Source organism: Candidatus Thiodiazotropha sp. AKAK2 (assembly GCF_058244685.1).
In genome coordinates, this window is sequence record NZ_JBSYOP010000008.1 from 134,361 (window position 1) to 158,723 (window position 24,363).

12 protein-coding genes and 1 pseudogene are annotated in these 24,363 nt (G+C 49.7%); 1 reads left to right on the top strand and 12 read right to left on the bottom strand.

Annotated elements, in window-relative coordinates:
• Positions 1–8: 8 nt before the first annotated feature.
• The 6 genes from AC4IE8_RS02745 to AC4IE8_RS02770 all read right to left on the bottom strand — a co-directional run bounded on the left by AC4IE8_RS02745 (position 9) and on the right by AC4IE8_RS02770 (position 9,134).
• Positions 9–2,816, bottom strand: coding sequence for a bifunctional diguanylate cyclase/phosphodiesterase (locus AC4IE8_RS02745; RefSeq protein ID WP_490790253.1), 2,808 nt, complete (start codon positions 2,814–2,816; stop codon positions 9–11).
• Complete coding sequence (locus AC4IE8_RS02750) at positions 2,816–3,790, bottom strand: ABC transporter substrate-binding protein (RefSeq protein ID WP_490790254.1); 975 nt, start codon at positions 3,788–3,790, stop codon at positions 2,816–2,818. The genes AC4IE8_RS02745 and AC4IE8_RS02750 overlap by 1 nt, the downstream gene beginning before the upstream one ends.
• Before the next feature lie 616 nt (positions 3,791–4,406).
• Positions 4,407–5,363 carry a patatin-like phospholipase RssA gene (gene rssA, locus AC4IE8_RS02755; protein WP_490790255.1) on the bottom strand — a complete coding sequence of 319 codons (957 nt, stop codon included), beginning with the start codon at positions 5,361–5,363 and terminating at the stop codon, positions 4,407–4,409.
• Positions 5,364–5,418: 55 nt separating this feature from the next.
• Positions 5,419–6,114, bottom strand: a complete 696-nt coding sequence (locus AC4IE8_RS02760) for an HAD family hydrolase (protein ID WP_068989449.1) — start codon at positions 6,112–6,114, stop codon at positions 5,419–5,421.
• Positions 6,115–6,379: 265 nt separating this feature from the next.
• A complete protein-coding gene (locus AC4IE8_RS02765; protein ID WP_490790256.1) occupies positions 6,380–7,258 on the bottom strand; it encodes a general secretion pathway protein GspB in 879 nt (292 codons plus the stop codon).
• A 1-nt stretch (position 7,259) separates the two neighbouring features.
• On the bottom strand, positions 7,260–9,134 hold the full coding sequence (locus tag AC4IE8_RS02770; protein WP_490790257.1) for an ExeA family protein: 1,875 nt from the start codon (positions 9,132–9,134) through the stop codon (positions 7,260–7,262).
• Between the two features lie 596 nt (positions 9,135–9,730).
• Here AC4IE8_RS02770 and AC4IE8_RS02775 point away from each other — a divergent pair.
• Positions 9,731–9,931 carry a hypothetical protein gene (locus tag AC4IE8_RS02775; RefSeq protein WP_068989438.1) on the top strand — a complete coding sequence of 67 codons (201 nt, stop codon included), beginning with the start codon at positions 9,731–9,733 and terminating at the stop codon, positions 9,929–9,931.
• Positions 9,932–10,130: 199 nt separating this feature from the next.
• Here AC4IE8_RS02775 and AC4IE8_RS02780 read toward each other — a convergent pair whose 3' ends face one another.
• The 6 genes and pseudogenes from AC4IE8_RS02780 to AC4IE8_RS02805 form a co-directional block, all read right to left on the bottom strand.
• Positions 10,131–12,548, bottom strand: a complete 2,418-nt coding sequence (locus tag AC4IE8_RS02780; protein WP_490790258.1) for a putative bifunctional diguanylate cyclase/phosphodiesterase — start codon at positions 12,546–12,548, stop codon at positions 10,131–10,133.
• 23 nt (positions 12,549–12,571) lie between these two features.
• Complete coding sequence (locus AC4IE8_RS02785) at positions 12,572–15,478, bottom strand: CheR family methyltransferase (protein WP_490790259.1); 2,907 nt, start codon at positions 15,476–15,478, stop codon at positions 12,572–12,574.
• A gap of 7 nt (positions 15,479–15,485) precedes the next feature.
• Positions 15,486–16,394 carry a MerR family transcriptional regulator gene (locus AC4IE8_RS02790; RefSeq protein WP_490790260.1) on the bottom strand — a complete coding sequence of 303 codons (909 nt, stop codon included), beginning with the start codon at positions 16,392–16,394 and terminating at the stop codon, positions 15,486–15,488.
• A 252-nt stretch (positions 16,395–16,646) separates the two neighbouring features.
• Positions 16,647–20,387, bottom strand: coding sequence for a translocation/assembly module TamB domain-containing protein (locus AC4IE8_RS02795; protein WP_490790261.1), 3,741 nt, complete (start codon positions 20,385–20,387; stop codon positions 16,647–16,649).
• Entirely contained in the window at positions 20,384–22,111 is a 1,728-nt protein-coding gene (locus AC4IE8_RS02800) for an autotransporter assembly complex protein TamA (RefSeq protein WP_490790262.1), read from the bottom strand. Before AC4IE8_RS02800 ends, AC4IE8_RS02795 begins: the two co-directional genes overlap by 4 nt.
• Positions 22,112–22,561: 450 nt before the next feature.
• Positions 22,562–24,217, bottom strand: a pseudogene (locus AC4IE8_RS02805) (putative bifunctional diguanylate cyclase/phosphodiesterase).
• Between the last annotated feature and the right edge of the window lie 146 nt (positions 24,218–24,363).

The window sequence follows — 24,363 nt, forward strand, 5'->3', positions numbered from 1 at the left end:
TGTGTCGGTTAGCGCTGTTGAAGCACCCTGACCTTGTTGTCATTACCACACAACATGGCTTCAAACTCTCCAGCCGGTAGTGGTTTACTGAAGAAATAACCCTGCGCCATTTCACATCCCTGCTGATGCAGAAAATCGAGCTGCCTCTGTGTTTCAACACCTTCAGCGACCACTCCGAGATTGAGCTGATGCGCCATGGCGATAATCGCAGAGGTAATCGTCACATCATCCGCATTCTCCGGGATATCGCGGATAAATGAACGATCGATTTTCAGGGAATTGAGTGGAAATCGTTTCAAGTAGCTCAAGGATGAGTAGCCGGTGCCAAAATCATCCACCGAGATATTGATACCCATCATCTTGAACTCGTTCAGTGTGGCGATGGTTTCGTTCACATTCCGCATCAGGATACTTTCCGTGATCTCGAACTCAAGATACTTCGGTTCCAGACCGCTGCTGCGCAGAGAATTATCGACGATATGACTGAGATCCCGCTGAATGAACTGCATACTGCTCAGATTGATCGCCACTCTGATGTTTTGGTGTCCTGCATCCTGCCAGGCTTTGTTCTGACGACAAGCCTCATTCAGAACCCATTCACCAAGCTCAATGATCATACCCGTCTCTTCAGCGATGGGAATGAACTCATCGGGTGGAATCATACCCAATTCAGGCTGATGCCAGCGCAGTAACGCTTCAGCAGAGACCAGCTGACCGGTGCGCATATCGATCTGCGGCTGATAGTAGAGCTCCATCTCTTTCGAGACCAACGCCTTACGCAACTTACCCTCGAGCTTTAACCGGGTAGCCGCAAGTGCATTCATCTGTTCGGTATAAAACTGAAAGTTGTTTTTACCCACTGCCTTGGCGTGATACATGGCGGTATCGGCATTTTTCAGCAGCTCTTCCACATCATGTCCATCCCGTGGAAAGATCGCGATGCCGATACTCGGGGTTACATAGACATCATGACCGTTAAGATTGTAGGAGCTGGCAATCACACTCTGAACACGCTTGGCAACGATGGCGGCGTCTTCAGGCTCCTCGATCTCATCCAGTAGCACTGTAAACTCATCGCCTCCCAGCCGTGCGATATTTTTACCCGAGAACTGCCCGGTATGGGAGAAACTGATCGTATCGGATATCCGTACCTGCTCAACCAGACGCTTGGTGATATTCTGCAACAGCATATCGCCGATATCGTGACCGAGAGTATCATTGATTCGCTTGAACTCATCCAGATCAAGATAGAGCACCGCCCCAATCCTACCATGGCGCTTTGCTGTATTGATTGCCTTGCTTACCTGCTCCTTGAAGGCTTGTCGGTTGGGCAGATCGGTCAGCGAATCACAATAAGCCAGATAACGTATCTTCTCATCCCAGCGTTTGCGTTCAGTGATGTCCCGGGCAAAGATACTGAGCATCGGCTGATTACCGGCGGTAGAGCTGGATATCGCCAGTTCCAAAGGAAACTCCTGACCATTTTTTCTCTGGCCGACGGTCTCAAGCCTGAGCCGGCTTGGGAGATTGCTCTGATTCTCAAAAATCGGCTTCAGTTCATGCTCAATCTTCACAAAGGCTTCGGGTGGCAGGATGAGTTGAAAAAGCCTAAAACCCAGAACAAATCGCTCGTCATAACCGAAAACCTCCCTCGCCTGCTGGTTCCAACTGACGATTCGACCACTGCCATCCGCTGTGATTACCGCATCAAAGGCGGTATCGATAACGTTGGTGAATCGGGCGCCCTCGATTGCCAATACCTCTTCCGCCGCCTCTTCCTGCAGTTGGGCATATCGACGATTGCGATATACCGCAATGATCAAGCCCAACACCAACATGGTGATCAGCCATTCAATGAATACTCTCGATCCATGAATCGCATTCAGGCTGATAACCCGACTGACAGACAGGGTGAACTGCAAACCGTGCACTTCCAGTGGCTGAGTAAAGTTGACCAGATGTTGACTTAGCCCCAGTTCCAAATTTTCAGCACCGAACTCTGCCAGCAGTTTGTTCAGGGAACCATCAAGAGCTGGTGCACCGCGAAAGAGTTTTAAGCTTAAATCCTTACCAGGCAGCTCCAGACTTGAGAAGAACTGTTCAAAATCGATTCGTAAAACAGCGAAACCGCTCAACATCTCCCAGCGGTCGCTGGCCGCTTCCGGTGGGTAACGCCCCAGATAAACCGGCTTCAAAATCAGGTAGAGAGGTTTATTGATATAGCGATTCTGCAGTGTCTCGAGCGCAATGGTATCCCCGTCCCGAATCGCCTTTTCTATCAACATCGTAAAAGCCGATTCATTGGCCAGATCATAACCGAGAAGACTTGCGGTTCTTGGCTCCATCGGCTCGATAAAACTGACCGGCAGATGAAATCCCAGATAACGACCGCCATCACCCTCATGAGAAAGCGCATGCCGTTTCAATTTAAAACCGACAAATCCCTCCACCTTCATGCGACGCTCAAAGGCTGCCACATCCTGAGTGGCGACACGTTCGACATGCATCACCGAGTGGATGAACGGATAGGCTATCAACAGTTCCTGGGAAAACAGGGTCTGCTCTGCACTGCTCAGCATATCACTGGCATGGTGCTGACCGACCAGGGCCGTCAGCACTGTCTCCAGATTGGCCACCCGATGGATCACCGCACGCTGAACCTGCCAGGCCTGATTGGCAAACTCCCGTTTAACGGCGGAAATCTCCCGGGTTACGGAATATGTAATCGACAACAGGGAACAAACAGCCACCAATACCCATACGATCAGCCTGCGCTGACCGATGAAGACTTTTTCCCTGATCGTGAATTCCATCATTATTGAATTTTCTTGGCCTTTCTCACCAGTGGATCGGGAAGCTTCAGACCACTCACCATAAGAATCGAGTGATTCACCCAAATCTCCCACTTTCTGTTCGATACGATCGGTATATCTGTTGGCGCGACACCGTCTAAAATGGCAAGTGCCGCCTTAGCTGCCCACTCCCCATGCTCTTCAGGAATTTTGGTAAAACCAAGTACGCTATAGGGCATCATCCAATTATGGGTAGTCAGGCTCAGACTGTGGGTGGTGCGTTTCAGACGATCGACCACCTCGGTCTCATCCCAGTCGTTGATACCTGAATTGCTGCCGATGATCACAAAATCGTATTCCTGAGCCTCTTCGTACGCGGCCAGCCACTCGGCCATGGTTGAAACCAGGCGGCGATCCAGTAACAGACCGATATTCTCGGCCATGCCTTCGAAGCGCGCCGCATTCTTCTTCTCCGTCAGGGTATCAGCCCCCAGGTAGACCGCACGTTCCGCACCAATGCGGATACTTCTGGCCTTGTTGAATAGAACATCGATTGGCGCGACCTCCACCATGCCCGTGGTATTGCTGTAAGGAAATCCATAGGCCTCCACATTCCAATTGATACCGCAAAACACAAACGGAATCTCATGATCCTTGAAATAGGGCTGAATCACATATTTCGCCGCGTTGTCATCGGCGGTAATCACCACATCGGGCTTCCAGGATAGAATCAGATCCCGGGCATCCTTGGCAGCCTGCTGCTTGTATGCCTCATCCTTATGGCGCTTGGTGTCCATATCGATCTGCTTCAATTCACATTGGGTCCCAATACTTTTTCTCAGCCCACGTTCAACCCCGTCCGACCAGGCATAACCCTGATGATAGGACGAGATATAGAGGCACTTACTGCTGGAGAAAGCACCGAATGGAAGAAAAAACAGTAATATAATTAAGGTTATCTGATTTTTTAGTTCTAATCTGAAACGTGCTGGCGACATGAATCCTATCCCTCTGCCAAATCCAAAAGACGTCAAAAAAATATATCGGCGAAAATTTATAAACTTTACAATTAAGTACGAACTCTGGCTGCCCTGAAATCAGCAAGCGCCTTGCATCCGATACTGCCGCCTCCCCACGAGCCACCCCCTAAAAACAAAATAATCCCTTAATAATCAAATGAATAATCATCCATCCCTGATAGAAAAATGGGCGGAATTTGCACTGTTCACCCACTGATCGACCTGCCACCCGGAGCCGAAGCCAGCGCGCCGACTAACCATCCAGCAGAGAAGCTGATAAACGAAAGCCGATGTCGGATTCGAACACAAGAATCACGAATGTGGATACTGCTACTGACAGCCACCGGCCACTCTGAAATGGTCCACGGATGCGGAAACCGACCCGAAAATTGCGTAAACAAGCAGTGTCTCACTAGGACCTGTTAAGACGAATCCAATACATCCTACCGGGCCTGTTTCTGTGCCCAGCAAGGCATCAAGACCCCTTTGTAGCACCCCTACAACCAATTTTGATAACACGGTCTGCAGACAGGCACGCTTTAGCCTGGCTATTAAAATCCAACGGATAGGGGCTTCAATAATACCCTGAATATACCTATCGAGGTGTCGGGGTAAGAAACAGCTGCTCCAAAGCCGGCCGCATCCGTTTTACCTCCCGCAACCCCTCGTTAATGCCCATTTCTGCCTCATCAAACTCCATTAGTCCGAGCTTTGACATACGAGGCGCTAAAATCACATCCGGCGGGTCCCCAGCCATCCGGCTGCGGGTAATTCGATCCTGCATGATGTTGATTGAACTGGCCACCACATCATAGAGCCCAGGTGTTTCCCGCTCCGTTCCGAACAACCGCCCGACCAGGTCCCGCTTGCTACTCTCCAGAGTACTTTTCAGTTGGGTCTTGATCCGATTCAGCAGATCTCCCCCCTCCACTGGCTCAGACTGCTTTTTGCTGTTGTGTGAATCGCGCTTTAGATGCTTACCCAAAATGTCGCCATTGAGATTGACTGCAATCACAATATCCGCCCCCATTGCCCGACACAGGGAGATGGGTACCGGATTGGCCAATCCCCCGTCCACCAGCCAGCGTCCATCTAGGAAAACCGGGGTGAACAATCCGGGTAGACTGATGGATGCCCGCACTGCATCCATCACCGAACCACTGCGAAACCAGACCTCACGTCCGCTTTCAAGCTCAGTCGCCACAATCCCAAGCTGGCGGGGCAACTGTTCAAAATCCACCGCATCGACATACTCTGTTACAAACTCGGTCAGTTTCTCTCCCTGGATGAAACCACCACCATTCAGGCTGGGATCAAGAAAACGAATAATCTCTTTCCAGGTCAGAGAGCGGGTCCAGGCCTCCAGCAGATCAAGCTTGTCCGCGGCATAGGCTGCCCCCACCAACGCACCAATCGAACTGCCACAGACAATTTCAGGCTCTATACCCAGTTCAGCCAATCCTTTGATAATACCGATATGGGACCAGCCACGGGCCGCGCCACTGCCCAGAGCCAAACCGATCTTTACTTGTTTAGCGTCGCTTTCCATCATGTTGCCCTTCCCTCATGATCAATGACAACCGGACTCTGCAGATCACTTGTCGTTTTTAACTCTGATGAGCCTGCAACAGATCCAGAGCATGCAGTATACGCCGTTTCAGATCCAACGGCTGGCGGGATATCAACTCAGCGGGCACCCCGATCTTATCTGTCAGACGTTCATAACTCTCAAACCCATAGGAGACCATGAATGGATGCATTCCGGTCCCGATGGCGGCAACATAGTCCCGCTTTTCATCGCCACAGGCATAGGCCCTGGCCGGATTGATCTTAAAACTTTCCCTGACCGCCTTGAAGGCATTGAGCTTTTGCTCCTTTTGCGGAAGATGCACAACAAAATCGAGACCGCTGACATTCACCCCATTTCTTCGATAGAGCTGTTGCAGGGTTACTTCAGGTTCCAGTGTGATATTGCGGGTAACAACACCCACCCGGATCCCCGCATGATCGATGAGCTGGTTAAGCAGTTCGTCCATGCCTTCATACAGACGGGCTGACTGCCGGTATACCTGGGTCAGAGTATCCAATACGGCAACACGCTTTTCCGTATTGAGTTGCTTTCGCAGGTTCTTCGGCAGCTCTTTGATACCGCCAAGATACTTGAAAATATTCCGCCGTTTCTGGAAGCGGACAAACTCGCCGATCGACATGTCGTGCGCCTCGAATGTCTCTGTAATGGCATCGAAAGCATCAATCGTCGTACCGTCAGCGTCCATGATGACAAGTCTATCATTACAGTACATAGAGGCCCCTCAAGGTTCAGACCGCCGGGAGTTTGGACAAGCGGATCACTCGACAAATAGGGAACCTGGAGTGTTTGGGTCTGCCAACACAGATTCAATTGGCAGTGCCGAGCCTTCTGGATCGTGTTGACAGGCCCCGACAGAAACAGCATGGCGCCCATCAACCGATTGAAACGGATTTCTGTGACGAACAGATGACAAAACAGAGTCAAATAGTCGATCAGAAGCGACTTAACAAATAAACCGATTGGATCAGTTTGGTGGTTTAGTAGTGACGCTCTCGCAACAGCCGCACCAAACCATCGCCGTAATCGACCACCACGCCCTCACGTTCGATCTGCTTCAACAGATAGTCGGTGCCTCTCAACTTATCCCCTTCCCCATAGCGGCGCATGTTGATCAGTACAAAGCGACGCTCTGGCTCTTTATGGTAGACATGGATACTGATCTTCAGTTGTTGCAGCTCATCCCGCAGCCCCTGAGGCAACTCCCAAACCAGCGGGATCGTCTCATCCACCACTTCCTCAGCTTCATCGGCAACAGCAGTCTGCTGAGAAGCGATCGATTGAGGAACGGATTTGACCTGAGGAATCACCGGCTCAGGGGCTACTACCGGAGGCCTTTTGAGTGGTTCCGGCCGTTGAGCCGGAGAAGGTTCCAGTTTCGCCAATGGAGGTGGTACCTGATTCTCCCTGGAAACGGGAGTCTGCTCAGCTGCGATGGTGTTTGTCTTGTCATGTCTGAACCGCTGTGGAGGCTCTGCCGGTCGACTCAGCTTTGCCTCGGACATCAGTGAGTGCTCACTTGGCATGCCACTGTTCAGCAACTGGGACTCAAGGTCTGGCTTTTTTGGTGTTACCGGCTTGACGACCGGAGGGTTAACCACTTCCGGCATGCCTCCACGGACTGCTTCGGGTGGAGGCAATACCTCCGCCTGTTGTGGCCCGGAAGTCACCATACTCGACTGAGACTTGTAGAACAGAAATCCCAATATCCCACACACCAGGAGTATCACTAGAGCAATAATCCAGACTCTCCAGCTAGCTGGCTCTGAACTCGCCTCATAACCTTTGGGAATCAGCTCCTGCTCACTTGAGGATCTGTTTTGGGAGGCTCTTTCCAATGCATCGAGAATCGATGACATCTCAGCCTCCAGACTTCATCAGAGCGGGTCTCGTCCGGTCGGTCACCATACCCTTTAGCTGAATCAAAGTCTGCTTACCGACAATACCATCGTCCGACAACCCATTTTGCCGTTGAAACCGTACCACCCGCTGGTGCAGTCGCCGATCAAACCTGGGATTCGTCATATTGTAATCACTCTCTATGCCCTCAATCTTATCCAGCATTGAGATTAACCAACTCACATCACTCCCCGATTGACCTAATTGCAGACTGGCCTTGGCTAACGACGGCGGACGCCACAGGATGATGTAACTGCCCGTCCATAACCGATCCATTTCAGCGTAGTCGAATGAGAACTTTCGGCCATTCATATCCAGTGTCACCGACTGATCCCTCATACCGGTCAACACAACATGGTAGCGCTTTCCCTGTGCCATCATCAGCTCCAGAATGGCGGGCCGATTATAGTACTCAAGGGTTTTCCAGGAGCCCCGGCCAAACAGACAGCTCAGACCAACCTCCTCGGCCTTGTCACAGGAGGAGCGCTCCTTTCCCCCGCTGGGATAAACCTCCTGCCAGTAACTGAAAAGGGTGGAAAATGCACTGTTCTCATTACCGATTAGTCCACTCAGCCCACTCGATTCAGCATCGGTTTGCTCAGCATGTTGTTGCACCTTGATATTGTCCTGCTCAGCCATGGCAACCGAGTTAGCAGCTTGATCAGCGGCTTTGAGGGCTTCAGGACTTAACACATCGGGCACCGTTAGCGCTGAACGATCAGGCTCAGCTGCTACAGCTTGCTCGACAAGCGCTCCAGCTGCAGGTTCAGCTGCAGGCTGATTTTTAACCTCACTAATCTGCTGGGGCTGCTGAACCTGTTGCGGCTCTTGAGACGGCCGGGGCTCTCCGGAGTGTTGCAATTGTTCAGGCTGTTGCGACTGCTGCTGCTCAACCATCTGAGGCTCATGTCTGGATTCGGCAAACAATTGAAACAGATCCACCTGAGGCAGCAGTGCAAGCACCAGCAGGGTTGCGCTGACCCCAGCCATCATCCAACCCCATGAGGGGAAGCGGGAGGTCAACCCCTCCTCGCCACGTAATTCTCTGGCTACCTGGGATAACATATTGCGGCTGACCTGACCCTTGCGCTTACCGTATGCGGCCAACATTCCACGACTGCAGAGGATATTGATCAGGCGGGGGATCCCCCCACTCAGCTTATAAACCCGTCGAATCGCTCCTTCAGTGAACAGCGGTCGTTCCAAACCGGCCACTTTCAATCGATGCAGTATGTAGGCTCTGGTTTCACTACGTGATAGGGGTGTCAGGTGATAGCGTGCCGTTACCCGCTGAGCAAGCTGCCTCAACTCCGGACGATTCAGCAGGCCTCTTAATTCAGGCTGACCAACCAGTATGATCTGTAACAATTTTTCGGATGAGGTCTCCAGATTGGTCAGCAACCTGATCTGCTCCAGGGATTCAAAACTCAGATTCTGGGCCTCATCGATGATCACAACCGTACGTCGGCCCTGGGCATGACTCTCCAGCAGATAGGCATTCAGGAAGTCGACGATCTCCTTGATGCTGCTGCAACCCAGTGGATAGAGCACTCTCAGTTCGTCACAGATGGTGGCTACCAGCTCCAGAGGACTCAAACGGGGATTGAAGACAAACGCCACATCCACAGCCCTTGGCAATTGGGCCAGCAGTTTTCTGCACAGCAGCGTCTTGCCGGTACCCACTTCGCCGGTCAGCTGAACAAACCCACCCCCCTGAGTTACACCATACAGCAGATGAGCAAAGCCGTTACGGTGGCGTTCACTCAGAAAGAGGTATTTAGGATCCGGGGTAATAGCGAATGGATCTTCAGCAATTCCAAAATAATCCTGAAACATAACAGTAGCTTAGAGCCTAGTGTAGTAGATTAACAATCAATGGATTCCTTGGATGGCAGTTGTATAGACACACCTTACTACACAGCTGCGCACAGGACAGCTCAATTTGTAGAATCAGCACTGGCCGGATCGATCTGCCAGCGGGGATTGATCAAATCGACCAATTTAAAAAAATGCCACAGTGTCGGTCTACCGCTACATTTATTTTTTCTAAACCCCATAAAGGTTCTTCTATTCAAATCAGATCAGACCAAAAAATGTGACATCGTACACACTTTCAATCTATTTCGACCAAAATGTGCAATTTTTAACAGCAATCAATTTAAAAAAGTCCGATTTTATTTGTCACAAAAGTAAACAATAATCGCAATTTGCCGATTATTCTATTGAGCCCTAAAGGTTGCTACTCAGTACTGATTAACCACCTTTAAACTCAATTGCATGAAGGGAAGCCTGAGGCACTGAACTGTTGCATTAGGCTGAATTTGTTAACTTGTGTCGCATTTACGTCAAACAACCTGAATATTAAGTTGTAATTTATTGTTATTATGCTAATTTTTAAGTTGTAAGTACGCAACACTACAGAGATCGCCGATATGACTGGACTCTACAAATCTAAAATCTGCCAGGAGTGCCCTCACCTGGTAGTCAGCGGAACCGCATGTGATTGGCAGCCCCATGAATGCCCCATCCAGAAAGAGAAGATGCAGCGTCAGAAAAAGACCAAAGCTAAGGCCTTTTTATTGACCAACCTGTTGATTGCGGATGATTTCGACGCCGTTCGAAGCTGTAATTGAGGCAAAGGGCCATAAATCCAACACTGAACCCAGCTCATCATCGCCCCTCTACCGGGTCAGATAGGCTGGTGACATCTAATAAGAGATTGCGAACTCAGGGGCACCCCTGGGTTTCTGGAACCGGATAGAGCAGGCAGACACCCACAAGGGGGAACTCATGCCTGCTATCTGTCAACACCCACCTCAACCGGCCTTCCAGTCACATCCCTCTCTCTTTTAGTTCCAATCCGGCAGACTCCCTGCAAAATAGCAACATCTGACTTCCGCTCAAGGGCTTGGAGTAGTGGAAACCCTGAATCATATCGCACCCCTCCTGTTGCAATATTTTGAGTTGTTCGTGACTTTCAACACCTTCAGCCACTGTTTTGATATCAAGACTTCTGGCCAATCTGATTATCGAAACACAGACCTTCCTGTGCTTCTTATTGTGATGGATATCCTGGACAAACTCGCGGTCGATTTTAATTGCAGAAACAGGCATCCAGTTTAGGTAGGCTAATGAAGAGTAACCGGTGCCAAAGTCGTCTATGGCCATATGAAACCCGTGATTGGCCAAACTTTTCAACAGCTTCATTGTACTATCAGCCTTTTCCATTAACATCGACTCCGTCACCTCCAACTCAATGTTGCATGCTGGCACCTCATAATCATTACAAATCTCCAGCAGTGAAGAGAGAAAATCATTTGAGCGCAATTGAGAAGCAGATATATTGACCGCCATCTTAATCTCAGGGTTGATCTGTAAAAGTTCTTTTGTTTTTGAAACGGCCTGCTGCAAAACCCATTTCCCGATACTATTGATCAAGCCGGACTTCTCTGCTACCGGTATAAACTCTGCTGGACTGACCTCACCCAATACGCGGGATTTCCAGCGCAACAAACATTCGCAACCGACCACGCTCTCCTTGCTCAGCATCAATTGTGGCTGAAAAACCAAACTTAATTCCTGAGCATCGATGGCATATCTCAGCTCATTATCGATTTTTATTTTTTTAATCGCCTTCAATTCCAACCTGCGATTAAAAAAACAGACTGAATTCCTTCCATCCTCTTTTGCTTTGTACATTGCCATATCGGCATGCCGCAGAAGGCTTTCATAAGCACCTCCATCGTCTGGACTTATGGCAACGCCGAACGAAGCAGAGATAGTTACTTCAGTGTCGAGAATCTTATACGGTTGATTCAACTGTGAAACCAAAGCATGTAATCTTGCTTCTATATCATTTGGGTCAATGTCTGGCATGAACAGTACAAACTCATCTCCACCCAAGCGACTTAATGTGTCCTTTTCCCTGATCAAGCGTTTCATTCGGATAGCCACTTCCTGCAGCAACTTATCACCAACAGAGTGGCCCATTGTGTCGTTGACCTTTTTAAAGTGGTCTAGATCAAAATATACCAGCGCTGAAGTTGCACCACTCCTCATATCGGCTTGGACGGCCTTAGTCACCCGATCCGCAAGTAGATAGCGATTGGCCAGCCCAGTCAGCACATCATAAAAGGCAAGATTCTCTATTTCGTCTTCTGTCTGTTTCTTTTGTGTTATATCGGTAAAGACAGCAATATAGTGGATATTATCGTTAATTTCATCGACAATTTTACTGATACTGAGCCACTCAGGATATATTTCACCAGATTTCCTACGATTCCAGATCTCACCTTCCCAGTGGTTGTTTTGGTTAATACTGTCCCACATTCGTTTGTAGAAATGATGATCGTGTCGATGCGAAGCAAGTAGGCTTGGATCATTACCCAGAGCCTCTGACTCTGTATATCCGGTAATGCGTACAAAGGCATCGTTTACAGAAATGATCTTATTCTGATCATTTGTCATAACAATAGCATCTCGACTCAGACGAAAGGCATTCAATGCCAACGTCAACTGCTCCTCCTGTACCCTTTGACGCGTTACGTCCGCAATCAACTCACCAGTTCCTGAAGGAACAGAACTGTTTTTACCTATAATTGGAAAACGCGATATGACATATCGAGAATCATGATCCCTGTTTGTTGAGAGCTCCACCTCATCACTGGAAGATAAGCCCGAGATCAGAACTTTGGCTGATTTAGCCTCCTCCTTGACTGCCATATCATATGGCATCCAGGACTCTCTGCGTCTACCAACAACATCTTCGTAATGTTTATTATTTACTTTTAAAAAATAATTATTGGCAAAAGTACAAATCCCATCTCTGTTGTAAGTAACAACCGAAGCGTCAAGATTATTCAAAATTGCCAGCAAGCTATTTTTATTGACACCATCCTCCATATCAAATTTATGTATCTGCACTGTAACAAGCACTAGGTCTGATGCCAGAATCGTATCAAAAGTTGCAGTCAAATGGAGATCAAGATGATGCATCACACCCAGTTCATCTTTATAACTCACATCCTCCACGCAGACTGGAGCATCTCTTTTCAGCCCAACTAGTGTTTTTTTAACTCGCACCGTCTCATTTACACTAAAAAGTCTTAGTAAAAAATGACCCTCCATCATCTCAGGACTTCTAAAGCCAAATAGAGCAGACGCTTTTTTGTTGGCCAACTTGATTACATTAAATTTATCGACAACAAGCGCCGCATCGGGTTGATTATCGAAAAGGCTTTTATATTGCATGGCTTTAATTCAACTGCGCAGAATTACTCTTCATACCAAATGGTGATATTGACATGACTCACAACACAGCCATAATCTTCTGCAGAAACAGGCGCAACATTCATCACGAACCATCTCTTTTCATTTGGCGAATGACAAGGATATTCAAAACTAAATACTTCTTTTGTACCCTCCAGCACTTGCTTCACACCGCCATACACTTTTCTCGCATCACTACCGGCAGGAGCATTTGACCCATAACAGGTTTCCAGATAGTTAACACCCACCCCTGTGGTTTCCAAATTGGTATCACCATTGGCTTTAGCAAATCTTACCCAGGCCTTGTTGACCAACATAATCGTGCCATCATGACTGAGTACTGCAATATGCTCAGGTAGGGCATCGATTATTGCCTGCAACCTTTCTCGATCTCGATATGCGGTAACATCGATAAACGTTGCCACCGCACCCTGGCCATCGTTTGAAATATGATAAGGTAACAATCTAACCAGATAGGTTGTTTTATTACTTGTCATTACCTCCTTCTGTATCAAACGGCCTGTTGCCATAGTCGTTTTAAAGTCTTCCATCAGCCCACTGTAAATCAGGATGTTGTTGATTTCGTCAAGAGGGCGCCCAAGATCAGTCTCCCTGACCTTAAAGATCCCAACCGCATCTGGACTGTACCTTGTCAGATTCAAGTGTTGATCAACAAAAACTGTCGGCACCCCGACCGCTTTAGTCATACTGTCCAAATCAGCATTTACCCTGTTCAGTATCTGGACTTTTTCCTGATACTCTGCATTTACCGTATTCAACTCTTCGTTGACAGACTGCAACTCCTCATTGGAACTTTGTAACTCCTCATTAGAAGCCATCAACTCCTCATTTGTCGCTTGCAACTCTTCATTTGATGTTTCAAGTTCTTCGATAGTCGCCTGCAGACTTTCACGAGTAGCCGCTAACTCACTCTCCAATACCTCGATTCTTTCAACAGTTTCTGCATCAATATCGATAGATTTTGGCTTAACTTCACTATCACCTACGCGCTTTTCAATAAAACTGAGCAACAACAGCGTTTCCAGACCATCCCTTACAATCGGAGAGACCAGAATTCTAATCGTTTTCTCTTTTTCCCCCGTTGAAACACGTATTGCATCAGATGCGATCTTCTCTTTTTCCTTTGCCGCTTTGAAAATCAAAGCCGATGCTACCGGTACTACGGTTTCCGGCAACAAGCGATTTAATTCAAGGCTTGCAACACCCTCCTTGGCCTGCATAAATGGAGTTACATCACCAAACAGGTGTACAACTTCATTCTGACTATTCACAAGCATTGTGGGTGGTACATATTCCCGTACCAACCCCTTAACTGCCGTATCAATAATACTGCTATTTGAGATTGCACTTGACGAACTCACCGCATCCTTTTTGTTAGACCTTGCAACATATCGCTTAAACGGTTCGCTTAGAGAATCGAATCGCATAGGAGGAGGATTAGCTGATTTTTGATAAAGCTTATGTTTTGTATCTATTGCCAACAGACCAATATCCGCACTGGCTACCGACTCACTTGAACCAAGCAACATGTAACCTTCGGGTTTTATCGCAAATTGTAATCGTTGAAGTGCTTTGTTTTGTGCCTCTTGGGTAAAATAGATCAAGGTATTTCTACAGGTCACTAAATCCATCTGTGTAAACGGCGGATCAGATAACAGATTGTGCTTAGCAAATACTATGGTTTGTCTAAGTTCTGGCTTAACGTTATAAGAGTGACCAGTTTGGGTAAAAAACCTTTCAAGTCGCTCCGAAGTGATTTCAGTTCCGGTCGCTTCAGAATAGTTACCTGAAGCAGCAGTATCAATGCTTTCCTGACTCACATCCGTAGCAAAGATCTTTAAGTTTGGCCAGCGCCTAAATTTTTCAAACGCCTCCAGAAATAACATAGCGATTGAATAGGCTTCTTCACCTGTAGAAACGCCCGATATCCAGACTCTAATACTCGAACCTGTAGAAGCATTCTCTACAATTCTTTCTATAACCCTGCTTTCAAGTACCTTGAATGTTTCCGGATCTCTGAAAAAGTTTGTAACCGGAATCAACAGCTCCCTTTTCAAAGTAAAAACTTCCTGGCGCTCTTCCTTGAGTAAACTGTAATATCGATCGATCTTACTAAGATGCCTAACCTGCATTCTACGCTCTATCCGACGGAGAATGGTCGCTATTTTATAATCATGGAAGTCGATACCTACTGTCTGCAGCAAAATTTGCAGTATGCCTTCATAGGCATCGTCATCCGAAATCGACACATCCTCCTCTACTGGCCCAGACAACAATGGTCCTGGAGGCATATTTCTGATGTGAGACATCAAACGTTCAGGTAGATCCTCGGCACGCATAATCGCATCCACCAATCCCGTACCGATAATACTGGCAGGCATACCATCAAATTTTGCACTGTTCGTCTCTTGCGCCATCAAGAAACCACCAGAAGCGTTAATCGCTATCGCACCCCTTGAGCCATCAGAACCTGTACCGGATAGCACGACGCCTATTACTCGTGAACTGAATGACTCAGAAAGGGAAGTAAAAAAGATATCAATAGGCAATGTCAGTACATGGGCCGCCTTAGGCTCAAGTTTAAATCGGTCCTTTTCCAACCGCATTAGTTTTCCTGCCGGTATTAGAAAAACCTTATCTGCCTCAAGTTGCATATCATGCTTTACCATCACCACTTTCATCGATGTATATCTGCCCAACAGATCTATCATCATGCTTTTATGATCTGGAGATAGATGCTGTACAACTACAAATGCTGCACCGCTATCACTTGGACAGTGGGTAAAGAATCTCTCCAAAGCCTCCAAACCACCTGCCGACGCACCGATACCAACAACAAAGCCGTTAAACTTTTTCGTTGCAGGCTCTATATTGTTGTCAATATCATTCATATGTTTTTCACTTGTCACTGGGTCTTAAGTAATTAGGTAGAGATGTGTAAAGATCTGCTGCTTCACTAACCGTTGCGCAGTATCGAACTCCAGTCGGTAGGGTCTTCATCAGATTAATACCCTGACCTCCAACCCAAAGCGCCACCTGGTCAGGCAATGAATCCCTGAGCTCTGTCAAATATTGGTGAGTGATTCTGGGTTTGCAGTAGAGACTGACACTGATGCATACGATCTCTATTGAATAGGCATGGACGGCTTTACAAACCTCCTGGAACGACAACCCACCACCTATGTTGAGACAACGACCACCAATGGAGGCAAGAACAATCTCCAATAAGCTAAGACCCAGGGTATGTAACTCACCATAGGGCGTGGTAAGGAGGATGTTTTTACCTCTCTGAGTCACCCGCTTTTTCAGTGAGGCTTCAATCAGCGCCAACTCAAGCAGGCTCGAAATACAATGCTCTTGATAGGGACTGATCTCTCCCCGATACCAGCGCTCCCCAACTTCCACCATCATTGGCGCCAATACCTGCTCAACACATTCGATCAAATCCCCTTTGTTGAGCAATTTTCTCAATTCACTTTTGCAAAGCTCCAGATCGTGGGCCTTAAGCGCTTCCAGGGCGACTCCATAAGCTTTTACACCAGCCAAATTCCCATCAGCTAACAGCTGCACAGGCAGAATGTTATTTTTCAGATTGGTAATCGCCTTACGAATCGGAATGCCAGTATCCACCTGCTCTTTAATTGAAATCAGGTTGCTTAGATGGCGCTGAGAATAGTAGCGACGACCACTATTCGACCGCTCAGGGTCAGGATAGCCATAGCGACTCTCCCATTTGCGCAAAGTCGCCTCCTTAACACCGGTCAGGCTCGATATCAGTCCGATACTGTAGATTTTTGATTTAGACATACCCATTGTCCCAAAATCTTTGTCCAACTTAATATTGGACAAAAAATACCGTGGAAAAACAATAGGCAAAGACTGATGCAGGTCAAATGACCGCCATTTATTCAAATAACGTTCAATTAATTATGGGGAGAATAATTTTTGAGGCGACTCAGCAGGGTGCCATATCGCAGCAGTGTAAAAAAATTACAACGCGCAGGATCGGGGCAATTCTTAGTTTCGGCACTAAAAACTAACGCATTGATATTATAGGAATTATTTTTCAAAAGTGTAGAAAAAATCACCCGCCTGGGTACGGCCTGTCTCAGCTTCCAACTGCCAGCGATCGGTCAGGTCATAACGCATTCGCAACTTGCTCTCCGCACTGGAAAGCTCGTTGATGTACTGCACATAGAGCCTGGGCGAAAGGTAGGTACCGGCAACGAAGGAGGCCTCCTCCAGGCTGCTGCCGGTGTCTAACCTGAACTCCTCCAACCCGAAGCGCCGCCCCAATTCAGAGGCGAGATCGCTGGCGCCACTCGCTTTCAATGCCGCAGCCAGGCCTACCTGACCGGAGGATTCACCCGGGGGCCTGCCGGTCAATATGTAACTCAACACATCACTCTCAGACATCACCGGCGTGGAGAACAGATCGAGCTTGGGACTCTTCAGGGTACCGCTGACCCGCAATCCGGCAACCACATCATCCACTTCCCGCACCGCCCGCACATTGATCCCCGGATTATCCACCGGGCTATCGGCAAACAGGGCATAGCCCCGCTCTATTTTCAGGTCCTGTCCATAGGCCTTGTATACACCCTCCTCAATACCGAGACGCCCACGGCCGATCACCGGGCGACCTGGTTCATCGATGATCAAAAGATCACCTTTGAAGTTGCCCCTCAGGCCAAATCCATCAAAACTGACCCGCTTACCCAAAGCGAGTCTCACTTCAGCACGAAATGGGGCCTCTCGCTGAACCGGTTCATCCGCTTGTTCAGACTGTTTCAGCACCATATCCGAACTGACCGAAACCGCACCTTTGGGTAACTCCCGCGGACGCAACCGGGCATAAGGCACCTTGATCAAACCCCGCACTTCCGTACCGTCGGCCTGATGCTTGAATTGTAGTTCGGGTGAGATCAGCACTTCGGCTTCCGGGATATCCACCGCCCGCCAGGATTTGCCGGTTATTTTATATTCGGAGGGGAAGCCATCAGCCACACTCAACCTGGTGGTGCCATTGATCGCCAGCTGTCCATCCCCTGAGTTGACCTTACCGGTCACTTTCAGCCGATCCCATTCAACCGCCTCGATCAGCAGCTCAAGATCCCTCAGCTCAGTTCCCAGTTCAGCGACATCCACAGCCCCACCGCTAAGCCTTGCCTCACCCTGCAGTCTGGGTTCAGCAACCACCCCTTGAATATCGAAATTGATGTCAAAGTTACCACGACTGTTCTGCAGCTGTGGCAACAGGCTGGAGACCATGGCCAGATTCTCGATACCACCTTTCAACTGACCGGAAATGGGCTGCTTCTGCAGATCAAACTCCGGCAACTTCAACCCAGGCAATCTGAGCTTACCATTGATTCCGCCAAGCTCCTTTAAAGGCATCTCCAGCTCAGCCGCTCCGCCTTTGGCATCGAGCCTGGCCGTTAAACGACTGCCGGAGAAATCGACCTCGTGCAGCTGATCCTGATAATCGAAACCAAGTCCTGCCTGGGCCAGTTTCAGATCGACCCGGCCCTCAATCTCACCGGCGTTGTTGGCATTAAGTTCCGCTTCAAACCCTAACAATCCCTTCAGTTTCGTACCGCCAGGGGCCCAGGCCTCCAGCCTTTGCAGATTGAATTTTTCAAGTTGCAGTTGAGATTGCCAATCCGCACTCGGGTGTTTTGCAAACTCACCACACAGCCGACTCTCACCAGCAACCAGACAAAAAGGTTCCAGATACTGCTCCCTCTCCCCGAGTTGGAAATCCGCTGCCTGTTCGAGCTGCCATTCGCCAAGCTCCTTTGACTTCGTACGGAGCTGCTGCAATCGCCCCTTCCAGCGTCCTGCAGAATCCAGACCGGCATCGATCATCAGTGCCAGCTGTGGCGCCTCCTGCCCGCTCAGAGCCACCTTCAACTGATGCGTCTCAACCTGGCCGTCAAGATCAACCGTCAAGGCATCCCACTCTCTGCCAGCCAGAGCAAGTCCACTGGTATCAAGCTGAAGTTTGACTGGTTGGGATTGCCCCATGCCGAAGACCAACTCCCCGGCAAGCCGCTGCAGGGCATAACTCTGATAAGCGATGTCCTGCCCGGACAGCTGGGCCGATATTTGTGGCGACTGGAGAGTACCCTGCAACTTCCCCTGACCATTCAGTTCACCGGAAAGACCTGGCCAGAATCCTCCCAGATCCGGGGCGGCCATCGACCAGTCAAGCCCCAGTTGATCACCGACACTACCGGATGCCGTGATCTGATTCGGACCACTCTGCAGATTTAAATCCTTGATGATCGCCTGCTTCTGAGCAAAGGTTATCTCCCCTTCACCCAGCACCGGGTAGTCACGCAAACGGCCCTTGAGAGCATCGAGCTGCAGCACTCCCTGAGGCTGCTGATTGTGCAGCTTGCCCTGACTACTCAGGCGAAAGCCCAGCTTCCCCGGAAATGCCGGATGCAAAATGCCCGGATTGAAATCCTCAGCGACAAGTTCCATCCGCCAATTCAGTACATCTGACCAGTCGAAAGAGCCTTTACCATTGATCAGGCCATCCTCCTGACGCAAGCTCATCTGCGCCAGCGTGATGGCTTGCAGAGTGCCGTGGCCATCCGCATGGATCTCAGCTGCTGGTAGATCAGGCAGATCGAAGGCCATATTCAACTCGTAGACATACCGATCGAGGCTGCCTTTGAGTTCGAGCTCTCCCTGCTCACTGGCCACACTCACCGCCTCACCAGTCAGTGGCCAGGTCAGCTGTTGCCAGTGTAGGCTTGCGGCCAGCACGCCATCGTCAAGCCGATAGTGGCCCCGGGCATCAAGCTGCAGGTCATTGGGATTGGTCAGCTTCAGTTTGGCTATTTCAACTCTGTTACCCCGGTAGCTGGCTGACAGCTCACTGGACAGCTTACCGAGCCCAGGTTCATCAAGTTGGATATCCCCGTTCAGCGACAGCTGTTGCAGATCCCCCTGAGCATCGACCCTGCCACCCAGCGTGGCAGGAAAATCGGCAACGAATTCAGCCAGATCGATCTGATCAACAGCCAGCACGGCCTGCCAGTTGATGTCACCGAACAGATCATGCAGATCGATATGAAGATTACTGGCAATCGGTGGTTGCAGTTTTTGTTGCAGCTGGAGACTTTCCGCATCGCCATTGATCTCACCAGCTCCAGCGATCACAGCGCCTTCAGGCAGGCTGTAGCGCCACTCCAGCGTTAGCGACAGGGGCAGGCTTCGATCAAGCCCGACCTGGCCATCAACCAGCAGCTCAGCCGAGAACCCCTTGAAATCAAGATCACTGATCAACAGATGTTGATCTTCGGTAGTCGCCCTGAACTTTAGGTGATCAACTACCAGGGGCTCACCATCCGAGCTGGTTGTGAGCTGGAAGCGACTACTGGAAAAGCGCTCAATTGTGATCTCCAGGGGTAGCATCACACCCTGATAGGGGGTACTGCCCTGATCAGAGGATTCACCTTGTGGAAGGCTGAGGGCCGAATCGCTGAACAGCAGCTCTGTGATCTCAAGGCGCCCTTTCAACAGTGACCATGGGCGCCAATCGAACTTGAAAATCTCGTTACAGAACTTCAGCCCATCCTGCTGCTGATAGCACAACCCTTCGATCAACAAGGGTCCGGCGAGTCGCCCCTCGATGGACTCGACACTCAGTTTTCCAGGCAGATAGGGTTGGGCCTGGTCAATCAGGCGCCTGGCGCCATCCTGACTCATGCCAATGTAGAGAATCAGTGACAGGCAGAGCAGCAGCAGGCCACCGATCAACAAGGCAATCGCTCTAAAGAGGGTCACAATTCAGGCCCTACCACAACATGCAGACGCCAGTGCTGCTCGTCCTCAACCCGGCCGGAAGCAACATCGAAACGAACCGGCCCAACCGGAGATTGCCAGCGCACACCCAAACCAACCCCATAAGCCGTTTCCGAATCATAATCCTGATCATAGGCGTTACCCGCATCGACAAACAGAGCACCACTCCATTTACCGCTGATGTGGCGATCGATCTCAAGACTGCCCACAGCAAGATAGCGCCCGCCGATCACATCGCCTTCGCTATCTTCAGGCCCCAGATCCTGATACCCAAACCCCCGCACCGTGTTATCACCACCGGCAAAGAAGCGCTTGCTTGGTGGTAACTCATCCGAGAAGTCTGGCGCCCAGGTTGCCCCCAACTCCACCCGACTCAGCAGGCGCCACGCCCCATCACCCAGAGCACGGATATCCTTGCCACTGGCATAGAGTTGGAAATAGCTGGTAGACGACATCACGGCATCTGAAGCACCCTCGATACGAAAATTCAGACGTTTGCCCCTTTTAATCCGCTGTTTCCCGTCACTCTTGATGCGTAGCCAATCCACACTCGGTACCAACAGTCTTGATTTACCCTCCCGATTGCCGACTTTAAAGTCCTCACGGGTATACTCCAGCCCCAGGCTGCGTCGCCAGCCTCGATCCAGGCTCACTGAGTGGGTGAGATTAATTAACGCCCGGTCCCCCTGATTGGTGTCGGAGTTGAAATGCTCATAGGAAGCACCCAGACGCAGATAGTCTTCGGTGGGCCGCTCAAGGGGGATGACATACTCAGTGCTTAGACTGCTGATCGGCTCCGATATCTGAAACTCGGTACGCATTCTGTGGCCCCGGCGGCCTATGCGGCGGTTCTTCCAGTCCAGGGTCAACCTCGGCCCGGTGTCAGTGGAGTAGCCCAGACCGATCCGGTAGCGGTTCTTTTTGTTGGGCTTGAGATTGATATCCACCGGCACCCGATCCCCCTCCACCTGATCCCGACGACTGATCACTTCGACTCGTTTGAAATATTCGCTGTCGGTCAATTGCCCCTGCAGATTGAGCAGCGCCTCCTGACTGAACGGGTCACCTGTATTGAAAGGCACATAGCGGCCCAGGAAGTCAGCATCCATGACATCCTGATTGAATCGAACCTCACCGAAACGTAACCGCATACCGGTATCCAGATGTAGATTTATGCTAGCCGTATCACTTGCCGTATCCACCACAATTCTGTGTTGCAGATATTTTGCGTCCAGATAGCCCTGCTCGATGGTATCGGACAGTAAAGACTGCTTAGCCCTGTCATAAAGACTTTGATCCAGCACATCGCCGGTTTTCAGAGGAAAAACCTTGCTCACCCGAGGATCCTTACTGCCTTCACCGGAAACCCGGAAATCAACCTCGTCTATTTTCACCGCCGGGCCTGACTCGACGGTATAAGTCACTTGAAACCTCTGTTCCTGCTGCGCCAGTTTGCTGATGATGCTGGGCTTAAAAAAACCGAATGGTTTCAACGCTTCCCGTATCTCACTCTCCGCCTTCCCATGCAGCAGACGGAGCCTGGCCTCAGTCAACGAGGAGCGGGACCTTTCCTGTTCGATAGAGAGGTATACCAGCACATTGTCCCGCACCTGTGACTCCAATCCCTTAACACTAACCGCAACTTCCAGACCATAGAGGTTTACTGGGATCGCCAGCAAGACCAGTATAAAAATTGAGTTTCGCATAAGGATTGCAGAAGCTGAGCGGAAAAGTTTTAAAACTAACCTTTGAGTAAATAAGAGCGCACTTGAAAAGCCTGGACCCAGTTTGATCACTTGAGAGCAACAGGCACCTGGATTGACACTGTCGGCCAGAGCAACCACAGCATATCAAATATCCATCTGTGACTTGAGCCATTCTATCCCGAGCCGACAAATATTCACAAAGCTCCGGCTCACCCACCAATCGATGAGTTCACTCTTTGCCATACTGGGCCTGTCGACATCGAGGGCAAGTTTGATGCCAGGAGAGTAGACGGTTTATTTGCCGGAATAGCAGTATGATGCTAATACCGAGCAAGAGTTCCAGGAAGCACTTCTCCCTGCGTGCAAACAGCCAGGCTTGATCAGTCCAAGAAAGATCAAACCTGGCTCAATGGCGGTAACTGACGAAGGCCTAGTGGCATCAGAAGCGGACTAACCGCGTAACGGATCAGACAGATCCGAAGCAGAGGAGTTACTGGCGCTAGCTTTTTCCTTGATCAATAGTTTACTGGTATCTGCAGCGGATAGCGGCCGCCCAAAATAGAAACCCTGGGCATCATTACAGCCCTCAGCCACCAGAAAGCTTCTCTGCTCCTCGTTCTCCACACCTTCTGCCAGCACATTCAGATTCAGGTTCTTGGCCATTGCAATGATCGCACGAGTTATTGCCACATCATCACCATCTCCAGGCACATCATGTATAAACGAACGATCAATTTTCAGCCGCGTCAATGGAAACCGCTTCAGATACGCCAGCGATGAGTAACCTGTCCCAAAATCATCCACCGCCAGGTCCGCACCAAGATCTCGCAACTGCTGCAGTATGGAAACTGATGCCTCAGGGTCTTTCATCAGGAAGCCTTCAGTCACCTCAAACTCAAGCCACTCAGCCCGGCACCCTGTCTCTTCCAGTATGGTTTTGATGGTCGGTATAAGTTCAGCACTGCTTATCTGTTTTACCGAGAGATTGACCGCCAACCTCTTTGGCGCTATGTCCTGCTCATTCCAACTTGCCATCTACTTACAGGCAATTCGTAACACCTGCTCACCCAATGAAATGATCAGGCCGGTATCCTCAGCCAATGGGATAAATCTCGAAGGTGAAACCATACCCATATCGGGATGCATCCAACGTACCAAGGCTTCCACACCGATCAGGTCACCACCGGCTGTAGCATATTGAGGTTGGTAGTAGACGACCAATTGATCCTCGACCAATGCCCGTCGCAAACTTGATTCGAGAAATATTCTCTCAAAGGCCTGCTCGGTCATGTCAGCGGTATAGTACTGGAATGTATTCTTACCCTCGTCCTTGGCCTTATACATCGCCGCATCCGCATTGCGCAGCAGGGTGTCTGCGGTTCGGCCATCCTGAGGATAGACGCTGATGCCGATACTCGCGGTAAGAAAGAACTGATGATTATCCATTTCAAACGGCAGCTCCAGAGAGTGGATAATCTGCTGTGCCACAATTGCCGCGTGCTGTGGTTTGTTCAGGCCCTCGGATATGAAAGTGAATTCATCGCCTCCCAACCGAGCCAACAGATCCTCTTCCCGCACACTGTCTGAAAAACGCTTGGCAACCTCTTTCAAGACCATATCGCCAACTGCATGGCCAAGACTGTCGTTGATCTCTTTGAATCGATCCAGATCGACAAACAGCACCGCCAGCTGAGTGTTGCTACGTTTGGCTTTACTGATCGCCTGTTGTAAGCGCATCAGAAACAGTGCTCTGTTGGGCAGATTGGTCAGTGAATCATGGTGGGCGAGATGTTGCAGGTTGTCCTTTTGCTGTTTAACCTCATCCAAGAGCTCAAGATGCTCAGTGATATCCCTGGCCACTTCGATAACGCCACGTAGAGTGCCATCACTGTTCAGCAAAGGAGAGGCGATCACCTCCACCCGCTTCAAACTACTACTGTTTGATGAAAAGGGCCGGGACAAGATTGCACTGGCCTGACGCCCGTTTTCAAGTACCCGGTGAACAGGACAATTCTGAGCATCAGATCCATCTGCTGGGTATGAAACAAATGGCAGATCAAAGTAGTACTTTGGTTGTTCACGCTCAAAACCAAATCCCTTCAGCACCCGCTTGACACTCTTGTTCAATCGGGTAAGGGCGGGTATCTAACCCGCCCTCCCCACACCACCTAGCATGCGGGTCCGCACTAGGCGGTTCATCAAGCGTAGTGAAACTTAATCCATAGCTCTCGCACTGAGACAAGCCCTTGTTT